This window comes from Devosia sp. 919, assembly GCF_013185965.1.
Classification (GTDB): domain Bacteria; phylum Pseudomonadota; class Alphaproteobacteria; order Rhizobiales; family Devosiaceae; genus Devosia.
The window spans coordinates 623,936-641,383 of record NZ_JABAOL010000001.1 but is presented as its reverse complement, the minus strand read 5'-3'; the positions used below and the strand labels follow the sequence as shown (position 1 = coordinate 641,383).

18 protein-coding genes are annotated in these 17,448 nt (G+C 62.2%); 4 read left to right on the top strand and 14 right to left on the bottom strand.

Annotated elements, in window-relative coordinates:
* Positions 1 to 40 precede the first annotated feature (40 nt).
* Positions 41 to 745, bottom strand: coding sequence for a hypothetical protein (locus tag HRQ64_RS03130; protein ID WP_172121981.1), 705 nt, complete (start codon positions 743 to 745; stop codon positions 41 to 43).
* 692 nt (positions 746 to 1,437) lie between these two features.
* The gene (locus HRQ64_RS03125; RefSeq protein ID WP_172121980.1) at positions 1,438 to 1,644 is read right to left on the bottom strand and encodes a hypothetical protein; all 207 of its coding nucleotides are present in this window, start codon (positions 1,642 to 1,644) and stop codon (positions 1,438 to 1,440) included.
* Positions 1,645 to 1,780: 136 nt separating this feature from the next.
* Between HRQ64_RS03125 and HRQ64_RS03120 the strand changes: the two genes are divergently transcribed.
* Positions 1,781 to 2,230 carry a DUF1810 domain-containing protein gene (locus HRQ64_RS03120; protein WP_172121979.1) on the top strand — a complete coding sequence of 150 codons (450 nt, stop codon included), beginning with the start codon at positions 1,781 to 1,783 and terminating at the stop codon, positions 2,228 to 2,230.
* Here HRQ64_RS03120 and HRQ64_RS03115 read toward each other — a convergent pair.
* Complete coding sequence (locus tag HRQ64_RS03115) at positions 2,211 to 2,540, bottom strand: hypothetical protein (protein ID WP_172121978.1); 330 nt, start codon at positions 2,538 to 2,540, stop codon at positions 2,211 to 2,213. The genes HRQ64_RS03120 and HRQ64_RS03115 overlap by 20 nt on opposite strands.
* Before the next feature lie 153 nt (positions 2,541 to 2,693).
* On the opposite strand from HRQ64_RS03115, the gene HRQ64_RS03110 reads away from it, so the two are divergent.
* On the top strand, positions 2,694 to 2,951 hold the full coding sequence (locus tag HRQ64_RS03110) for a DUF2171 domain-containing protein (protein ID WP_127751779.1): 258 nt from the start codon (positions 2,694 to 2,696) through the stop codon (positions 2,949 to 2,951).
* A 48-nt stretch (positions 2,952 to 2,999) separates the two neighbouring features.
* On the opposite strand, the gene tsaE is transcribed toward HRQ64_RS03110, so the two are convergent.
* The 9 genes from tsaE to HRQ64_RS03065 form a co-directional block, all read right to left on the bottom strand.
* Positions 3,000 to 3,431, bottom strand: coding sequence for a tRNA (adenosine(37)-N6)-threonylcarbamoyltransferase complex ATPase subunit type 1 TsaE (gene tsaE / locus HRQ64_RS03105; protein WP_248307211.1), 432 nt, complete (start codon positions 3,429 to 3,431; stop codon positions 3,000 to 3,002).
* A gap of 1 nt (position 3,432) precedes the next feature.
* On the bottom strand, positions 3,433 to 5,835 hold the full coding sequence (locus tag HRQ64_RS03100; RefSeq protein WP_172121976.1) for a PAS domain-containing sensor histidine kinase: 2,403 nt from the start codon (positions 5,833 to 5,835) through the stop codon (positions 3,433 to 3,435).
* Positions 5,836 to 6,205: 370 nt separating this feature from the next.
* Entirely contained in the window at positions 6,206 to 7,609 is a 1,404-nt protein-coding gene (gene ahcY / locus HRQ64_RS03095) for an adenosylhomocysteinase (protein WP_172121975.1), read from the bottom strand.
* Between the two features lie 76 nt (positions 7,610 to 7,685).
* Positions 7,686 to 8,201: a DUF2937 family protein gene (locus HRQ64_RS03090; protein WP_172121974.1), complete on the bottom strand. Its 516-nt coding sequence runs from the start codon at positions 8,199 to 8,201 to the stop codon at positions 7,686 to 7,688.
* A 27-nt stretch (positions 8,202 to 8,228) separates the two neighbouring features.
* A complete protein-coding gene (locus tag HRQ64_RS03085; RefSeq protein WP_172121973.1) occupies positions 8,229 to 8,537 on the bottom strand; it encodes an HPr family phosphocarrier protein in 309 nt (102 codons plus the stop codon).
* A gap of 4 nt (positions 8,538 to 8,541) precedes the next feature.
* Positions 8,542 to 8,943: a PTS sugar transporter subunit IIA gene (locus tag HRQ64_RS03080; protein ID WP_127751773.1), complete on the bottom strand. Its 402-nt coding sequence runs from the start codon at positions 8,941 to 8,943 to the stop codon at positions 8,542 to 8,544.
* A 156-nt stretch (positions 8,944 to 9,099) separates the two neighbouring features.
* Positions 9,100 to 9,579, bottom strand: a complete 480-nt coding sequence (locus HRQ64_RS03075) for an HPr kinase/phosphatase C-terminal domain-containing protein (RefSeq protein ID WP_172121972.1) — start codon at positions 9,577 to 9,579, stop codon at positions 9,100 to 9,102.
* A gap of 7 nt (positions 9,580 to 9,586) precedes the next feature.
* A complete protein-coding gene (locus HRQ64_RS03070; RefSeq protein ID WP_210258491.1) occupies positions 9,587 to 11,272 on the bottom strand; it encodes a sensor histidine kinase in 1,686 nt (561 codons plus the stop codon).
* A gap of 117 nt (positions 11,273 to 11,389) precedes the next feature.
* A complete protein-coding gene (locus tag HRQ64_RS03065) occupies positions 11,390 to 12,106 on the bottom strand; it encodes a response regulator transcription factor (protein ID WP_127751771.1) in 717 nt (238 codons plus the stop codon).
* 231 nt (positions 12,107 to 12,337) lie between these two features.
* On the opposite strand from HRQ64_RS03065, the gene pckA reads away from it, so the two are divergent.
* The gene (gene pckA, locus HRQ64_RS03060) at positions 12,338 to 13,933 is read left to right on the top strand and encodes a phosphoenolpyruvate carboxykinase (ATP) (protein ID WP_172121971.1); all 1,596 of its coding nucleotides are present in this window, start codon (positions 12,338 to 12,340) and stop codon (positions 13,931 to 13,933) included.
* Positions 13,934 to 13,996: 63 nt separating this feature from the next.
* On the opposite strand, the gene HRQ64_RS03055 is transcribed toward pckA, so the two are convergent.
* Together HRQ64_RS03055 and HRQ64_RS03050 are read right to left on the bottom strand one after the other, a co-directional pair.
* On the bottom strand, positions 13,997 to 15,016 hold the full coding sequence (locus HRQ64_RS03055; protein WP_172121970.1) for a cell wall hydrolase: 1,020 nt from the start codon (positions 15,014 to 15,016) through the stop codon (positions 13,997 to 13,999).
* A gap of 222 nt (positions 15,017 to 15,238) precedes the next feature.
* Positions 15,239 to 15,922, bottom strand: coding sequence for an HAD family phosphatase (locus HRQ64_RS03050; protein WP_172121969.1), 684 nt, complete (start codon positions 15,920 to 15,922; stop codon positions 15,239 to 15,241).
* Positions 15,923 to 16,033: 111 nt separating this feature from the next.
* Here HRQ64_RS03050 and HRQ64_RS03045 point away from each other — a divergent pair, with 111 nt between their 5' ends.
* Positions 16,034 to 17,443: a protein adenylyltransferase SelO gene (locus HRQ64_RS03045; RefSeq protein ID WP_172121968.1), complete on the top strand. Its 1,410-nt coding sequence runs from the start codon at positions 16,034 to 16,036 to the stop codon at positions 17,441 to 17,443.
* Positions 17,444 to 17,448: the final 5 nt, after the last annotated feature.

Below are 17,448 nucleotides of genomic sequence, written 5' to 3'. Positions count from 1 at the left end.
CCCGGCTCAGGGCCGGCATGACAATCGGGGCTTGGCACCATCAAACCCCCTCACCCGACCCTCGCGCCCATAGCCGCGCATTGGTCGCCACCAGTTGCGCCAGGTAGATCACTACAGCGCAGCCGAGCGGCGAGCCCAGTTCGGTGACGGCCATGGTACCCAGGGCGAGCCAGTTGCGGCCGCTGCCGTCGAGGCCCTGGAGCATGAAGGTCAGGAACAGGAGCGCGCCGCCGAACAGCACCGCGACGCACCCGCCTGCCAAGGCATAAGGCCAAAGCCGCCGCTCCTGGCGCTGGGCGAGCCAGGCCAGGACCCAGGCGAGAATGCCGTATTCGAGCGCGCGCACGACGCCGATCGTGGTGAGGGAAATCAGCCCCGGCTGCTCGACCGCATCGAGCACGCTCAGCATCACCTTTTGCACCGATTTGGCCGCCGCCAGCGCGACGGGCGCAAACACCGCTCCGATGAAGCCCGCCAGTGCCCCGCGCGCCTTGCCCAGCGCCGTGCCCAGCGCCACCCCGGTGCAGACCAGCACCGACCAGGTCACGGTTTGCGCCAGCTCGGCCAGGGTCAGCAGCCCCGGCGCGGCCCCGGCGCCCACCAGGCGCAGGAGGATGATCAGCCCCTGCATCAGGAGCCCCAACCCGATGCCGAGCGCGGCTACAACGGCGATACGGCGCATGGCCTGCTGCGCCTGGCGGGCGCGGCGGCTGGGCTGGCGGGGAGTAGCGGCTGGAGTGGTCATGGCATCGACTCCGGACGTTGGCCGCAAGAATAATGCCGCGGGCAGCCGGTGTCGAGCAGTGCGGCTGCTGCACCAGCGCCACCTTCACCGCGCGGGGGACGTGCGCCTCCCTCCCCCTTGAGGGGAGGGATCGAGGGTGGGGGTTCGGACCTTGCCCCTGGCGTGATGCGGGTTGGGTGCTTGGGTATTCGCCCTTTGGCACAGTGCGTGTTGAAGCGCCTGAACCCCCACCCCGGCCCTCCCCTCAAGGGGGAAGGAGAAGGTCAGTGCATGCCCGCAGAAGAGGGCAAGTGCGTCTTCAAAATGCAAAATGGCAAAAACTAATCCCCGCCGCCTCCGCCCTGCCCCATACTCCACCCATTCCCACGCATGGAGCGGCGCTGCAGCGACCGGATGGCAGTGGGGACCGCCGGGACGGGGAAGGTCGTGCTCCCCGTGGGTTCGAGCGGCGTCGGACAGTTCAGCCCCTGCCGATTTGGGGGCTGCGCGACGCCAGCTGAATCGGTAAATCCCGGCTGCCCCGAGGCGGTTGTCGCCTCCTTTTCCACCCCTCCAGAGGCGATCATCGCCTCGGGGCCCGCTCTACCCACGCCAACACCGACGGGCCCGCCCGGCGGCGCCTTCGCACGCACAAAAAAGCCGGGCCCCCAAGGACCCGGCACTTAAAATCCTTCACGGACCAAAAAACCAAATTATTTGTTGGTGCGCCCGGTATGCTCGGTGCTGACGCTGCCATCGGGCTCGACATCGTTCATCACGTCGCCCTCGACCGTGTTGTCGGCTTCGGTGTCCTCGAACACGGTGCCGGTCTGGTCGATCCCGCGCGTGGTTTGCCCGATGCCGGGATTACGCTTGAGGTCGAGATCGCTCGGGGTCTGGGTTTTGGGATGCTGGCTCATGGGACTGCTCCTTGTTGCCGTCAGCAAACCAATCCCCCGGCCCCGCCACAGGTTCCCCCTTATCGGTCACGAAAGGGAAACCTCCCCGCTCCGCCTGCGTTGGATTTTTGTCACCTCAAGCCAAGGATGCTCCCCGATGTTCACCCATTTCCTCGAGGCCCAGAACCTGGTGTATCCGCAGGTGCTGACCGAGCTGCGCGCAGGGCAGAAACGCACGCATTGGATGTGGTTTATCTTCCCCCAGATCGCGGGCCTTGGACGCAGCGAGATGGCGCAGCGCTTTGCCATCAAGGATCTGGAGGAAGCGCGGCTTTACCTCGCCGATCCGGTGCTGGGAACGCGTCTGCGCGAATGCACCCGCGCCGTGCTGCTGCACGCCCCCGACAGCGCCGCCCCGCGCAGCCTCGATCACATCTTTGGCTCGCCCGACAACATGAAGTTTCATTCCTCCATGACCCTTTTCGCCCGCGCCGCCCCGCAGGATCCGCTGTTTCGCGAAGCGCTCACCGCCTTTTTCGGTGGCCGGGAAGATCCGGGCACGGTGAGCCGGCTTGAGGACGCAGGCGCTAGTCATCCCCCAGCTTGACCGTGCGCCAGGTCTGGATGGTGCGCACTTCGCCGGGCCGGCGGATGCTGAGATGACCATAGTCGCCCGGCAGCGCCGAGGTCAGCCTAACCGTGACATAGTCGCTTTTGCCGCAAACCGAGCAGTTGAACGGGGGCTGCAGGGCGTCCCGGTCCGGGCAAAACAATTCCACCAGGTCAGTTGCAAGGTAGCGCACCAGCCGCCGGCACAGGCTGCAGCGACAGATGATGATCTGGTTGTTGGCCGCGGCGTGGCGCAGCTGATAGCGGGTGCCGGGATAAGGATGGGCCGGCGGATTCGTCTGGGGCATGCGACTCGGGTCTCCGCCTTCCCCATAGCGTCAGAACAAACAAAGAACAAATAACATTCCCGCCCCGTCCAGTCGTGCTCGTCTCCCCGGGCGTGATGATGCATCCCTTCCTGCCCCGGAGCGTTTGTCTTGCTCACCAACAGGAGAAACCACATGTCTGATCTCAGCGGCATTCGCGAGCATATGGAAGTGATTGGGGCCGATGGCGTGCATGTCGGCACGGTGGACAAGGTCGAAGACGGGCGCATCAAGTTGACCAAGGCCGATTCGGGCGAAGGCAGCCATGCCGGCCACCACCATTATGTTGAAGGCTCGCTCGTGGCTGAAATCGAGGGCGACAAGGTGCGCCTGTCGGCCAATGCAGCCGTAGCGGTGCTTTTTGAGGAAGAAGAAGACGGCGGGCAGGCGTAAGCCGGCCAAGAGGAGCGGTTTGAGCCTGCGGCTCGCCGCTCCCGTCCTTCAGGCCCCCGGTGCGAAGTGCTGCACTTCGACCTGGCGACCGGCCCCGCCCGGGGCTATCTCTAGCAGGATCCGCCAGCTCGCCGCTGCCAACAGATGCGGTGCTCGCTCGGCCCATTCCACCAACACAATAACCTGCGGCACATCGAGCAGCCCGAGCTCGTCCGCTTCGCTGGCATCCCCCAGCCGATAAAGATCGGCATGCAGTACCGCGCCGCTCGCGGTGTCATAGGGCTGCACCAGTGCAAAGGTGGGCGACGGCACCTCCAGCCCGGGATCGCCCGCCAGCGCCCGGATAATCGCCCGCGCCAGCGCAGTTTTCCCCGCCCCCAGTTCCCCCTCTATACTGACGATGTCGCCGGGCTTGAGCATTTGGGCCAGTTCGGCACCAAAGGCGGCGGTGGCGGCATCGTCGGGGAGGAAGCGGTCCATGTTAGCTTGCGATACCCGCCATGGCGCTGTCGCGTGGCAGGTTGACGGTGATGCGGCTGCCCCGCGGCTCGCGGCTTTCCGCCGAAATCGTGCCGCCATGCAGGTTGACGAAGGTCTTGACGATGGCGAGGCCTAGCCCCGCCCCACGTTGTCGGCCGGTGCTTTGCCCATCGATCCGGGTCAGGATTGCGGCCTTCATCTCGTCGGTCAGGCCCGGCCCCTCGTCCTCGATCACGAACAACATGCGCTCGCCTCGGCTCATCACCCGAAGCCGGATTTCCCCGCCCGGCGGCGAGAAGCGGGCCGCATTGCTCAAGAGGTTATAGATCACCTGCACGATGCGCGTGCCATCGGCCACAAAGGGCGGCAGGTCATCGGCGATATCGATCACGAGATTGATCGGCTTTTCCCCCGAAACTTCGGGGAAGGTCGCCGACAGGCCAGCCCGGGCCTTGTCCACAATGGCGGCGACATCAAGCCGCTCGGGTTTGAGTTCGGCAATGCCGGCATCCACGGACGCCAAGTCGAGAATATTGTCGATCAGCACGCCCAGGGTGACGCTCGAGGCGCGGATATAGTCGATATAAGCGCGCTGCCGCTCGTTCATGTTGCCGCCATCAGTGCCGGCCAAGAGGTCGGCAAAGCCGATGATATTGGTCAGCGGCGAGCGCAGTTCATAGGAAACATTCTCGACGAACGCATCCTTGAGCAGGTCAGCCGCCACCAGCGCATCGTTGCGTTCCTTGAGCACCTGCGAATAGCTGGCGCTTTCGGTGACATCGAGAAAGGTCATCATGGTTTGACCGTCCGACAACCGGGTAATGGCGTAGTCCAACAGCCTTCCATCCGAGCGCTTGATGCGACCGGTCTGGTCGCCGCGCGTCGGGTTGAGGTCGATAATCCCCCGCTTCAAATCCCGCCATATACTGGCGCCATCGATGGGAATGGCCTGCCCACTGGCTTCGGCGATCTGGTCGATATGGGGGTTTTGCCCCAACTCGTTCATCGGCAGCTTCCAAAGGGCCGACAGCTGGGGATTGGAAAGGGTAAGCCGGCCATTGGTGCCGAACACCGCCACGGCCTCGGAAAGCGCGTTGATGGTTTCGCGCTGCACATTGGAATAGGCCTTGTTGGAGGATTCAAGCTGGAGGCGCTCGGTCAGGTCTTCAAAGACATAGATGACACCGCCATTGGGCCCGGCCGGCGCGGAAATAACCTTGATGCTGCGCCCGTCCGGCAGGTGCCATGGTTCGTTCTCGCGCGGCACCTTGAGCTGGTAGGAAGTCAGGTGCTGGGCCCGCCAGGTCTTGTAGTCGACCTCGTTGGGCAGCATGCCTTCGGTGCGCAGCTTGTCAAGGATTGCCGGCTCGTCGATCCCCAGCACCAGGAACTTGGGATCGAGGTTCCACAGATCGGCATAGGCCTGGTTGAACTGCACGAGTTCGCGCTTGGCATTGAACACCGCAATGGGCGTCGCCAAGGCATTGATGATGCTGCCCATATAAGAGACTGCAGGCTCCGGGGGCTTGGCAGCCGTTTCGAGCGGGCGCAGATAGCCCGCATTGCCGCCGGCAATAGCAAACTCAGTCAGCTCATACTTGCCACGTGCACCCAGGTCGAGCCGCAGAACAGCAGGCTTGCCATCAGGGGTGCAGGCGTCGAGATGGCGCTGGCGCTGGGTGCCTTCGAGCAATTCAGGGGGCTCGGCATCGGTGCCGGTCTTGCCGAGGGCTCGCGCGAGTTCGAGATAGGCATTATTGGCGAACACCAGCCGCTTGTTAGCGTCGCGCAGGAAAGCCGGCTTGCTCAACAGCCCCAGAATGGCGCGGGCACTGGAAAGATCACCCTGCGCGGCTGCATCCTCGAGGCGATGCTGGGGATGGGCTTGCAGAAAGGCGGGCCGCAAACGCATCGCCGCGCCGCCGCCCAGCACCCAGCCATGCGCGCGGATCAGCCGTCCATCGAGCGCATTGACACTGGTGGTGAAAGAGTGCCCGCCAAGGCGCAACTGCTCGAGCAGTTCAGCAAGACGGTCGGCGTCGCCCGGCTGCAGCCAGCTTTGGAACTTGAGGACGCTTTCGGGCTGCCGTCCTGCTGGCAGCACCGCCGCTACCTGCCCCAGGAACTTGGCCGCCCCGCCACTATTTTGCGTCCACAGCACCGTGAGTTCGCGAGTGCCCGAAAGCAGGGCCTCATATTCGTCCACCAGCGCCCGCAGTCCAGCGATTTGCCCGGAGGCCTTATGCCGTTCGACCTTGCTGTCGCGCAGCATGGTTCGAACGATTGCCATGGCCGTTACGGCAAAGGCGCCAGCGCCGATAGCGATTGCCAGCGGCGCGGCGGCGGCAAGCGAACCAGCGTCCGGCGTCTGGGAAAGGGCGGGTGCGGCAGTCAGAAGGGTCATGGGGGCCGCTGTCAGCGTGACAAATCCCCAGTGCTTCCGGAATCGATCCGGCGCCATGCATAGCCCTCGTGTCTTGTTGCGTTTGGGTCGGCCCGAACGGACCGCTACGCTTGCACTCGAAAGAGGCCCGATACACACCGGATCGCTGACGATCCTGGCTGGCCCCCAAGCGGCTGCCTGTCCCGGGCAGCCGATTCGCCTAACCATAGCGAGGCGCGATTCTGGCTAAAAGACTCTTAATGGTTGTGCATTCCGGGCAAAGACCGCTTTGACCCACTTGACCATGAACGAAGCAGGAACTCCGCTGCTGACAGAAGGCCGCACTCAACGCCTCCCGCCAGCGCATTACGAACCGCGGATTACCCGCGTCCTAGTAGCGATACTCACCGGATTTGAATGGGCCAGAGGGGGAAACCCCAATGTATTCAGCCTGTGCCGGCGAGAGCCTGGTCAGCTTGGCACCCAGCTTGGCGAGGTGCAGTTCTGCAACTTTCTCGTCGAGGTGCTTGGGCAGCACATGCACCTTTTTTTCCATAGTGGTGCCATTGGTCCACAGTTCGATCTGGGCCAAGGTCTGGTTGGCAAAGGATGCGCTCATCACAAAGCTCGGGTGACCCGTCGCATTGCCCAGATTGACCAGCCGACCCTCGGAAAGCAGGATCAGGCGCTTGCCGCTAGGCTGCTCGATGAGGTCGACCTGCGGCTTGACATTGGTCCACTTGAAGTTGCGCAGGCCGGCCACGTCGATCTCATTGTCGAAATGGCCGATATTGCAGACAATGGCCATATCCTTGAGCTTGCGCATGTCATCGACCATCAGCACATCGCGATTGCCCGTGGCGGTCACAACAATGTCGGCGCGCGGGGCGGCCTCCTCAAGCGTAACCACCTCAAAGCCTTCCATGGCCGCCTGCAGCGCACAGATCGGGTCGACTTCAGTCACCAGCACGCGCGCACCGGCGCCGCGCAGGGACTCAGCCGAGCCCTTGCCGACGTCGCCATATCCGCAGACGATGGCGACCTTGCCCGCCAGCATGACGTCGGTGCCGCGCCGGATGGCGTCGACCAGCGATTCACGGGTGCCGTATTTGTTGTCGAATTTCGACTTGGTGACGGAGTCATTGACGTTGATGGCCGGGAACGGCAGCTCGCCCTTGGCATGGAGCTGATACAGCCGCATCACGCCCGTCGTGGTCTCCTCCGATACGCCGCGGATATTGTCGCGGATGGTCGAGAAGAAGCCGGGGCTTTGTGCAAGCCGCCGCTTGATGGTGGCAAAGAAGATTTCCTCTTCCTCATTACCCGGCTTGTCGAGAATGGAGGCGTCCTTCTCGGCCTTGGCGCCGTTGAGGACATACATGGTAGCGTCGCCGCCATCATCGAGGATCATGTTGGGGGTGAGCCCATTGCCCCAGTCCATCATGCGGTCGGTGAATGCCCAATATTCTTCCAGCGTTTCGCCCTTATGGGCAAAGACCGGGATACCGGCGGCAGCAATGGCGGCGGCTGCATGGTCCTGGGTCGAGAAGATATTGCAGCTGACCCAACGCACCTGGGCGCCGAGCGCTACCAGCGTCTCGATCAACACAGCCGTCTGGATGGTCATGTGCAGCGAGCCGGCAATGCGCGCGCCGCGCAGGGGCTGGGCCGCAGCATATTCCTCACGAATGGCCATGAGGCCCGGCATCTCGATCTCAGCGATCTGGATTTCCTTGCGACCGTAGTCGGCGAGAGAAATATCTTTGACCGAGTAGTCGGTGTTCTGGGTGGGCATGGCGCGCTCCGCGTGGATGATTGCCCTCCCTATACGGCAGGCCAAAGCCGCGAGCAATCGGGATATAAAGATCTGCTTATATCCCGCGGGCTGCGAGTCGATGTCGGTGCCAGCACCAAGGCAGAGCCAGCAGCCGATAAACGGCCGACATTAGCGCAAAGCCCAGCAGGAAGCCGGCACCAGCATAAAGCAACCCCTCAAGCGTCAGCGGCACTGCTGGCTTGTAATGCTCGATGGTCCGGCGACCGATATCGGTGTCCACATAGGCAGGCAACAGTTGCAGCCGCTCGATTGGTCCGGCACCCGCAACACGGTTCAGGGTGGCCTGCAGTTGCTCATAGCGCGTGAAAGTGGCGACCATGCTGATGCCGCGGCCGGCGAGAAACTCATCATTGGATGCCGTATAGCGGGCAATTGCCGCTTGACGGTCCAGCCCAGCCGTTGAAGCGGCGCGATCAAAATCTTCGACGATGATGCGCAACTCGTCCACTGCGCCGCCCAGCCGCTGCGTGTACTGCTGGGCATATTCAGGAAACTGACTCATAAGGGCGGCCAAAGCGAGCCCGCCCACTCCGGCTATCAGGTGCCGCATGCCGGTTCCTCCTCAGGTTCTCCCGCCTCAGGGAGCGCCGTCACTATCCTCGTCAAAGCCGTTGTTGACCAGTTCCACAATGGCTTCCAACGCTTCGCGGGCCTGCTTGCCGCTAGCCTGAACCAGAATGGTCGAACCCGGTCCTGCGCCCAGCATCATGAGGCCCATGATCGAATTCCCTGCGACCGAGACGCCGTCCTTGACGACGCTGATGGCCGCGTCGAAACACTCCGCGGTCCGCACGAAGCGCGCCGAGGCTCGCGCATGCAGGCCCTTGCGGTTCACGATGGTGAGTTGCTGAGCTACAGCGCGCCCACCCGTTGCTGCAGAATCCATCAGGTTAGCTCGCACCCAGAATGCTGGTCGCTACATTGATATATTTACGCCCGGCTTCCTGGGCGAGATTGACGGCCTGGTTGAGTGGCATATCCGCCCGCACCCGAGCGATTTTGACCAGCATCGGCAGATTAACGCCAGCGATCACCTCCACCGGCCGCACCTGCATCACGGAAATGGCTAGGTTTGATGGCGTGCCCCCGAACATGTCGGTGAAGATGATGACGCCCGAGCCGTTATCGGCCTTGTCCACGGCGGCGAGAATATCGTTGCGCCGCGTCTCCATGTTATCCTCAGGACCGATCGCGATCGTCTGGCAGAACTCCTGCGGCCCGACAACATGCTCCAGGGCCGACTTGAACTCATTGGCAAGCGCGCCATGCGTTACCAGAACCATACCGATCATGCAGTCATCCCCAGGCCGCCGAAATGCGCCAGCAGACGCCGGCAGCCGTTTTCGTCCTTGATGCCCCTGCCACCAGTCTACTCCGACAGAGTTGCGAAGCCGTATACCGTAGGCTGACCAAGGCAGGCCTCACCTTTGTCCCAAGGGCGACAGGATTCAAGTGGTATTTTGCCCACTAGGCTGACCGAGGGTGTTGACGGCCTCCATCACCAACAGAACCTGATGCCCCAGATCAAGCAACGAGCCCTGCGGGACAGGCGCCCTCGCGACGGGCACTCCAAGCAGATCGGTGCAGAATGCATCGGCCTCCGGCATCCGCACCGGGTCGGGCACAAGATCGACAATGAGGTGCAAGTCGACGGGGCTTTGATAGGCGCGGCTGACGATCCCCCGGAAGCGAAGCTCGATCAGGCCGGCGAGCAACTCTGGCGCCGCCATGCTTAAGCTTTCGCCTATCCTGCTCAGTCGAACCTGATCATCGGCAACCAGCGCGGCGCCCACGCCCAGGCTGTGGCAATAATCCAATAGAGCCAAGGCTAGCAGCGACTTGCCCGAGCCCGAGGCTCCGCGGATCAGGACACCGACCTGCCCCAGCAGCACGGCCGTGGCGTGCACATGAACCGCAGCGTCATTCATCCGGCATCTATCTGCGGGCTCGGGGCAGGACAATGGTGAACACGGCCCCGGTCCGGTCTTTCCGATTTTCAGCCCGGATCGTCCCTTTGTGCGCGTCGATAATCTGCTTGGAAATCGAAAGCCCAAGCCCCGAATGGTTGCCAAAGCCGTCACTGTCCGGACGATCGGTGTAGAACCGCTGGAAGATTCGCGCGACATCGCCGGTGATGCCGCTGCCCTCGTCGGTGACAGTCACCGTAACGTCGTCGGGACTTGTGGCGAGGGCAACAGTAACTGTTCCGCCCGCAGGCGAGAACGAAACCGCGTTGTCGATCAAATTGGCAAAGACCTGGGCCAAACGACTTTCATGGCCATTGACCACCGCCGAGCCACGACCGGTGCGCTTACCGAGAACGACAGACACGTTCCGGGCAGCGGCAATGTCCTTCTGGATGCTCACCATGGTTTGGGCGAGCTTGTCCACATCCACCAGTTGGGCGCTTTCGCGGGCCAGTTCTGCATCAAGGCGGCTGGCATTGGAGATGTCGGAGATCAAGCGGTCCAGTCGGCGCACATCGTGCTGGATGATTGCGTTGAGGCGCTCCCGATCCTCGGCCCGCTTGGCCAGCGGCAGGGTCTCGACCGCAGAGCGCAACGAGGTCAGGGGGTTCTTCAACTCATGGGCCACATCGGCAGCGAAACGCTCGATGGCTTCGATCCGGTTGTAAAGCGCATCCGTCATGCGGCGCAGCGCGCCCGACAGATGGCCAATCTCGTCGGGGCGATCGGTAAAGTCGGGGATCTCTGCCCGCGCGTCACCAGCAGTCTGCACGCGTTCGGCCGCGGCCGACAGGCGCCGCATGGGCCCCGCAATGGTGCCGGCCAACAGCAACGACAAGCCGATCTGCACCACCGCCGCAATCATGGCGATGCGCAAAATACTCCAGCGTTCCTGCGAAACGATGGAGTCGATGTCCCCTGGCGCCGTGGACAGGAGAAGCACGCCAACGATGGCCCGCAGGCGCTGCACAGGCACGGCGACAGACACAACCAGGCGGTTCTGATCGTCCACCCGCACGAAATCGGCTGGCGCCCCTTGCAGTGCGGAGGCAACCTCCGGGTACCGGCGGCCCTCATCGATCCCGTATTCCTGATATTGGGGAAAGCTGTCGCCTGGCGCCCAGGAGAGAATTGCGTTCCACCAGTCCCAAAGGAAAAAAGATGGACTGTCCTCTCCGGGCGGTCGGATCACTTCGCCGCGAGCGTAGATATTGTCGCTGTCCAGGATCAATAGGCCGCCCTGATCATAGATCCGGGCCCGGGTGCCCGTTGGCGTAATCAAGTTGCGCAACAAGGGCGCGACCCGTTCGGGGCTGATCGGAAATTCTAGCGTCGGATCGAAATAAGAAAGGGGCGATACTCCACCGCTCTGCAGCTCAAGCAGTCGGTCGGGATTCACGGAAATAACGTCGCTATCCACAGTAGCAGAGGCGGCAATGGCAGCGGAGATGATTTCACCCTGAACACGCAGTGATTGCACCCGGGCGTCGATCAGGCCGGCGCGCCACTGGTTCAGGTAAAGAATGCCAACCACCAAAACCAGCAGCCCTGCCAGATTCAGCGCGATGATGCGTCGCGTCAGGCTAGAGAAGATAGTCAGATCAAGGAGGTGGCCAAAGCCTCGGGCGAGTTTGGCGAGTGGCGTCAGGAGCAAGCGCCGCCAGTTCCGGCGGGGTCGGCGCACCTTGTGTGTGCGCCCGACGGTCGCGGACGAACGCGGCCCAGTATCTGCCTTCTCCCCTAGCTCGGGGTCAATGATGGCCACTTGGTACTATTGTTCCTTGAAGCGATAGCCGACGCCGTAAAGCGTCTCGATCATCTCGAAGTCGTCGTCGACCATCTTGAACTTCTTGCGCAGGCGCTTGATGTGGCTGTCGATGGTGCGATCGTCCACATAAACCTGGTCGTCATAGGCGGCATCCATCAGCGCGTTGCGCGACTTGACCACCCCCGGCCGCAGAGCGAGCGCCTGCAGGATCAGGAACTCCGTTACCGTAAGGGTGACCCGCTGGCCCTTCCAGGTGCAGGTATGGCGCTCCTCATCCATGACCAGCGAGCCGCGCTCGATGAGTTGCTTGCTCGGCGCCGCTTCCCCAGGAGCGCCGGCAGGCGCTGATGGATCGCGAGGGGCCGAGCGGCGCAGGATTGCTTTGACGCGCTCAACCAGCAACCGCTGCGAGAACGGCTTGGTGATGAAATCGTCGGCGCCCATCTTGAGCCCGAACAACTCGTCGATCTCCTCATCCTTGGAGGTCAGAAAAATAACCGGCACATCCGACTTCTGGCGCAGCCGGCGCAGCAGCTCCATCCCGTCCATGCGCGGCATCTTGATGTCGAGGATCGCCAGATCGGGCTTATCAGTGGTTAGACCCTCGAGCCCCGAGGCTCCGTCTGTGTAGGTTGCAACCTGATAGCCCTCCGCTTCCAGGGTCAGGGACACAGAAGTGAGAATGTTGCGGTCGTCATCCACAAGGGCGATCTTGGGCATAAGCTGCCTTTCTATTGTTCTTACATTGTCCGCGTGGCGCGGCCGTTGCAGGGGATGAGTAGTGTTATATAAGGCACGGTCAAGGCAGGCGCCACCTCAGCACGCAGCTGCAGGCCCATTCAACTTCCGTCTTAAGACCGATTTGGGGATGGCTCCCCACCTCTGGGCTCACCTAGACTCCCCTTGAAGCACGCAGGCCCGCTGCACGCGACGCCCCCAGGGAGAACCCCGATGCCTCTTTTTGATCATGGACCCATCCGCAACCAACTTGCGGAGCAAGCCGCGTCGTTGTCGCTGAACGAAGACGTGCCCGAGCTAGTTGCATCCGCCCTAAGGCAGGGGGAAGCAGTGCTGTCGGCCGATGGCGCTCTTTGTGTGCGCACCGGCAAGTTCACCGGCCGCTCCCCCAAGGACAAGTTCATTGTTCGCGACGCACTCACCCAAGAGCGCGTCTGGTGGGAAAACTGCGCCGCCATGACCCCGGCGCACTTCGAAGCGCTGCTCGCAGACGCCATTGCGTCCCTGGCGGGTAAGGACCTCTACCAGCAGGACCTGCTGGCCGGAGCCGACCCGACTTACCAGTATGGCGTCACTGTACTCACACCCAGTGCCTGGCACGCGCTCTTTATCCGCAATCTGCTGATACGACCCGGCGAAGCGGTACCCGCAGCTCCGGTGCCAACGCCGGTCACTATCGTGCATGCCCCACGGTTCCAGGCAGACCCGGCGCGGCATGGCAGCCGCAGCGAAACGGTTATCGCGCTGGATCTAAGCCGTAACATCGTCATCATCGCCGGAACGCTGTATGCCGGGGAGATCAAGAAAAGCGTATTCTCGCTGTTCAATTTCCATGCGCCCGACCGCGGCGTCCTGCCGATGCATTGCTCGGCCAATCAGGGACCAGATGGCGAAACGGCGCTGTTCTTTGGCCTTTCCGGCACGGGCAAGACGACACTCAGCAACGATGCCAATCGCCCCCTGATCGGGGATGACGAGCATGGCTGGAGTGAGGAAGGTATCTTCAATCTAGAGGGTGGTTGCTACGCCAAGACGATCCGGTTGAGCCCGGAAGCGGAGCCGGAAATCTTTGCCGCTAGTCGTCGCTTCGGCACCGTTCTCGAAAATGTCCTGCTTGACCCTGCCAGCAAGCTGCCGGATTTCAACGACGTCTCCCTCACCGAAAACACGCGGGCGGCCTACCCGCTCACTGTTCTGCCGCGAGTGGCGGAAGGAAGCATCGGACGCACTCCGCGCACCGTAGTCTTTCTGACCGCAGACGCCTTTGGAGTGCTGCCCCCGATCGCTCGCTTGAGCCCCGAGCAAGCGGTTTATCACTTTCTCTCCGGCTATACCGCCAAGATAGCTGGTACCGAGCGCGGCATCACCGAGCCACAGGCAACGTTCTCGGCCTGCTTTGGCGCCCCCTTCATTGCACTTCATCCAACCGTCTATGGAGCCATGCTGGCCGACAAACTCCGGGACAGCGGCGCTTCAACCTGGTTGATCAACACGGGCTGGACCGGCGGCGGCTATGGCGTTGGCCAACGGATCGACATTGCCTCTACCCGGCGCCTGCTGAACGCGGCGCTCCAGGGCGAACTCGACGACACCGCAACGCGGATCGATGAGTTGTTCGGTTTCGCTGTGCCGCTTGAGGTGCCGGACGTAGACAGCAAGCTGCTGACCCCGCGCCTCACCTGGGCGGACGCACAAGCCTATGATCGTCAGGCCACCCATCTTGCAGGATTGTTCAGCGCCAATTTCGAGAAGTTCGGCGCTTTGGCCAGCGCCTCGGCAGGACCGGTCGTCGCACAGGCGGCCGAATAAGCCAGAGCGGATAAAAAGAAGGGCGCCTCGAGGGGCGCCCTTTTTGTTCGGCTTGGATGGCTCTCAGTTGGGCGAATAGAAAATGTGCGACCCGATTTGGGCCACCTGGCTGAAAGTGTGCGACCAGGACGGGCTCACAGCGGTGGTGTGGTAGAACAGCGCCGAACGCGGCAGTGAGCCGAGCTTTTCGCCCTTGGCATATTCCGCATAAACTGTTTCGGCCAGGGCGGCCGAACGAGCCCAGGCACGCCGCTCACCGGGCGTATCGGCGCGGCCATCGCAGGCGAAAGTGAACTGGCAGCGATAACGGCCCTTGTCGGCGTTTTGGTAGATAACGCCGCAAAGGGTGGAAGGAAACTTGCCCGAGCGGGCCCGGTTCACGATCACATTTGCGACAGCCATTTGCCCAGCTTCGCTTTCGCCCCGGGCCTCATGGTAGATGGCTTGGGCCAGGCATTCACGCTCGGTATTGGCCTGCTCGATGCGCTTCCCCGTCGGCAGGAAGCCTTCATCGATATATTTGGCCAGGATTTCGGAGTTGAGCCCGGAAGCCTGCTTCGGTCCCGCCGGAGCCAAGCTGTCAATCGCGGACAGCGCACCATTGCTGCCGCCAAAGGAACCACGAGCGATGTAACCCATTAATACTTGAGAGTTCAGCTCTCCGGGCTGCTGGACTGCGCTGACGTCAAACGAACGCAAGGCCTTTTGACGTTCTACGTAATTGGCCAGCAGGGCTGGGCTGAGCTTGCGCTGGTCGGACGCCAAAGGCGCCGAGGTCGGCCCAAGCGCGGACTGTTGCCGGACCTTTTGAACCGAAGGAGGAATTTCGAGCGGAGAGACGTTGGCAGGGTCCACTGATTCAGCATGGGTCGGCACGAGAGTAACGAAGAGCACCAGGGCCACTGCGCAGAGCGCGAGTAGGTGAGAGAACGCACGTCTCGTTGTTGCTTGCCAGCTTTTCGTCAATGTCCCGTCCTTGCCCTTGGGCTCCGGCAGCCATATCCGCCGGGCCTTCGTTGGTATGCCCCCGAAGGGACGCTCGTCACGCCGGCGGCACCCTAGCCGAGGCTTGCTGAACTGCAAACCGAAATTTACGCTGTATTAACCATAGCGCTTAGGAACTTAAGACAGGGTTAACGCACGCAACGGCGCTTGAAAAGCGTGATATTTGAATGAATTGCCGGCTGCCTAGCGCCGGTTTAACGCAACCGATAAAGCTTTATGGGCTTAACGTCGCAACGACGCGATTGCCTGCGCAGTGTTGCGGCGAGGCACTGGATTTACCAGTGCGGCAGAGATTCGGTCTTAAGTAGCTGGAAAAGCAGCCCTGCGAACGTGGTGCAGACTTTCGTGAATCGCGATTCCGAGTTCGCGAATTTCGTCGCTGGGATGAACCAGATCCGGAACCATCACGGTCTGCATCCCGGCCGCATGCGCAGCCCGTACCCCGGTATGGCTGTCTTCGAGCGCCAAACAATGTTGCGGCTCGATCCCGAGCCGCTTGGCGGCCAAAAGATATGGCTCAGGAGCGGGCTTGGGATTCACCACATCGTCGCGGGTGACAATGGTGTCGAATAGATCCAACAGGCCAGCATTGCCCAGATGGGTCCAGGCATGCGCACGACGCGAGGAAGTGGCGATCGCCGTCGGGATATTGCGCTCGCGCAACTCGGTGATCAACTCGCGGGCACCGGGCTTGACCGGAATCTCCGTATGCATGCGGTCCCGCATGATCACCCGGCAACGGTCGTCAAAGATCGTGTAGGGGAAAGCAACGCCATATGCTTCCATCAACATCTGGCTGGTGTGCTCATGGCTCGCCCCGACCATGTTCATGTGCACGGCATCGGTCATCTCAAAGCCAAGCTCGGTGCACACTTCAAAGACGATAGTCTTGAACACGCTTTCGGTGTCAAGGATCGTGCCGTCCATGTCGAAAATGGCGGCTTGGAAAGGAGCCAGGTGCAGATGATGCGGTTCGCGTGTCATCTGTTCGCATATAGGGCGATTTGACTCCGGGCGCTAGGTACCGGGGACGCCTCTGCCATGCAACCGCATCAATGCAGGGGAGCCAAGGCCAAGCGTGAGCGTTGTTGATTCATGAGCCAGTTCCAACCCGCCAAGAACCATCAAAGCCTGGGCGACGCATTCTTCGATCGCGTCGCGCCGGCGGCCTTTCCCAAAACCATCTTGCGCCATCGCGATCAACGCTGGGCCGCCCGCCTGGGGCTCGAGAACCTGTCGGACGAGCAATGGATTGCTCACTTCGGCCGCTTCGAGCCGTTGACGGGCTCACTCGAGGCTCCGCTGGCGCTACGCTATCACGGCCACCAGTTCCGCTCCTACAATCCCGACCTGGGCGACGGGCGCGGGTTCCTGTTCGCCCAGGCTGTTGACCTTGAGGATGGCCGCTTGTTGGATTTGGCGACCAAAGGGTCCGGGCGCACGCCATGGTCGCGCGGCGCCGATGGCAGGCTCACGCTCAAGGGCGGCGTGCGCGAAATTCTCGCTACCGAGATGCTGGAAGCTCTGGGGGTCAACACCTCAAAGAGTCTGTCGCTGGTGGAAACCGGCGAGGAACTTGAGCGCGGCGACGAGCCGTCCCCTACCCGAGGCTCGGTTTTGGTGCGGCTTAGCCATAGCCATATCCGCATCGGCACCTTCCAGCGCCTCGCCTATCTTGAGGAAACCGAGAACATTGCCCGACTGCTCGATTACGCCATCGAGCACTACTATCCGGAACTTGCCGGCGCGGCGGATAAGCCAACCGCATTTCTCGAAGCCGTGGTCGCACGCGTTGCCGAAATGGGCGCACAATGCATCGCGGCAGGCTTTGTGCACGGCGTGCTCAACACCGATAATATCAACATCACCGGCGAAAGCTTTGATTACGGCCCATGGCGGTTCCTGCCGCGCTATGACCCGAACTTCACGGCGGCCTATTTCGATGAAACCGGACTTTACAGCTTTGGCCGGCAACCCGAAGCGCTGGCCTGGAACCTGACGCGTCTGGCCGAGTGCCTCGTGCCTTTGTCGAGCGTTGAAGCCCTTGAGCCGGCGCTCAACACTGTCTGGCCCCGGTTCAGGGCCGCCCTGCCAGCAGCATTGCTGCGGCGGCTGGGACTGCAACCGCTAGGAGCCGAGCCGGACACCGCTTTTGTGAACGCACTCTTCACCTTCATGCTGTCGAGCCAAACACCCTACGAGCAGTTCTTTTTTGATTGGCGCGGAGGCGCAGTCGGTGCGGAGCGGGCCGCGCGCAGCCCTTCGGCCAGCCACTATGCCAGCGAAGCCTTCAGGCCCGTCGCTGACGCATTGGAGGCCTATAGATCCGTTGAGGACCTCAATCTTGATCACCCCTACTTCGCCCGGGAGCGGCCGCGCACCATGCTGATCGAAGAGGTGGAGGCGATCTGGGAGCCAATTGCCGCGACCGATGACTGGTCGACCCTGCATTTGGCACTGGCCGAAATCGCCGAGATGCGCGAGGCTTATGGCATCAAGCCATAAGGAGA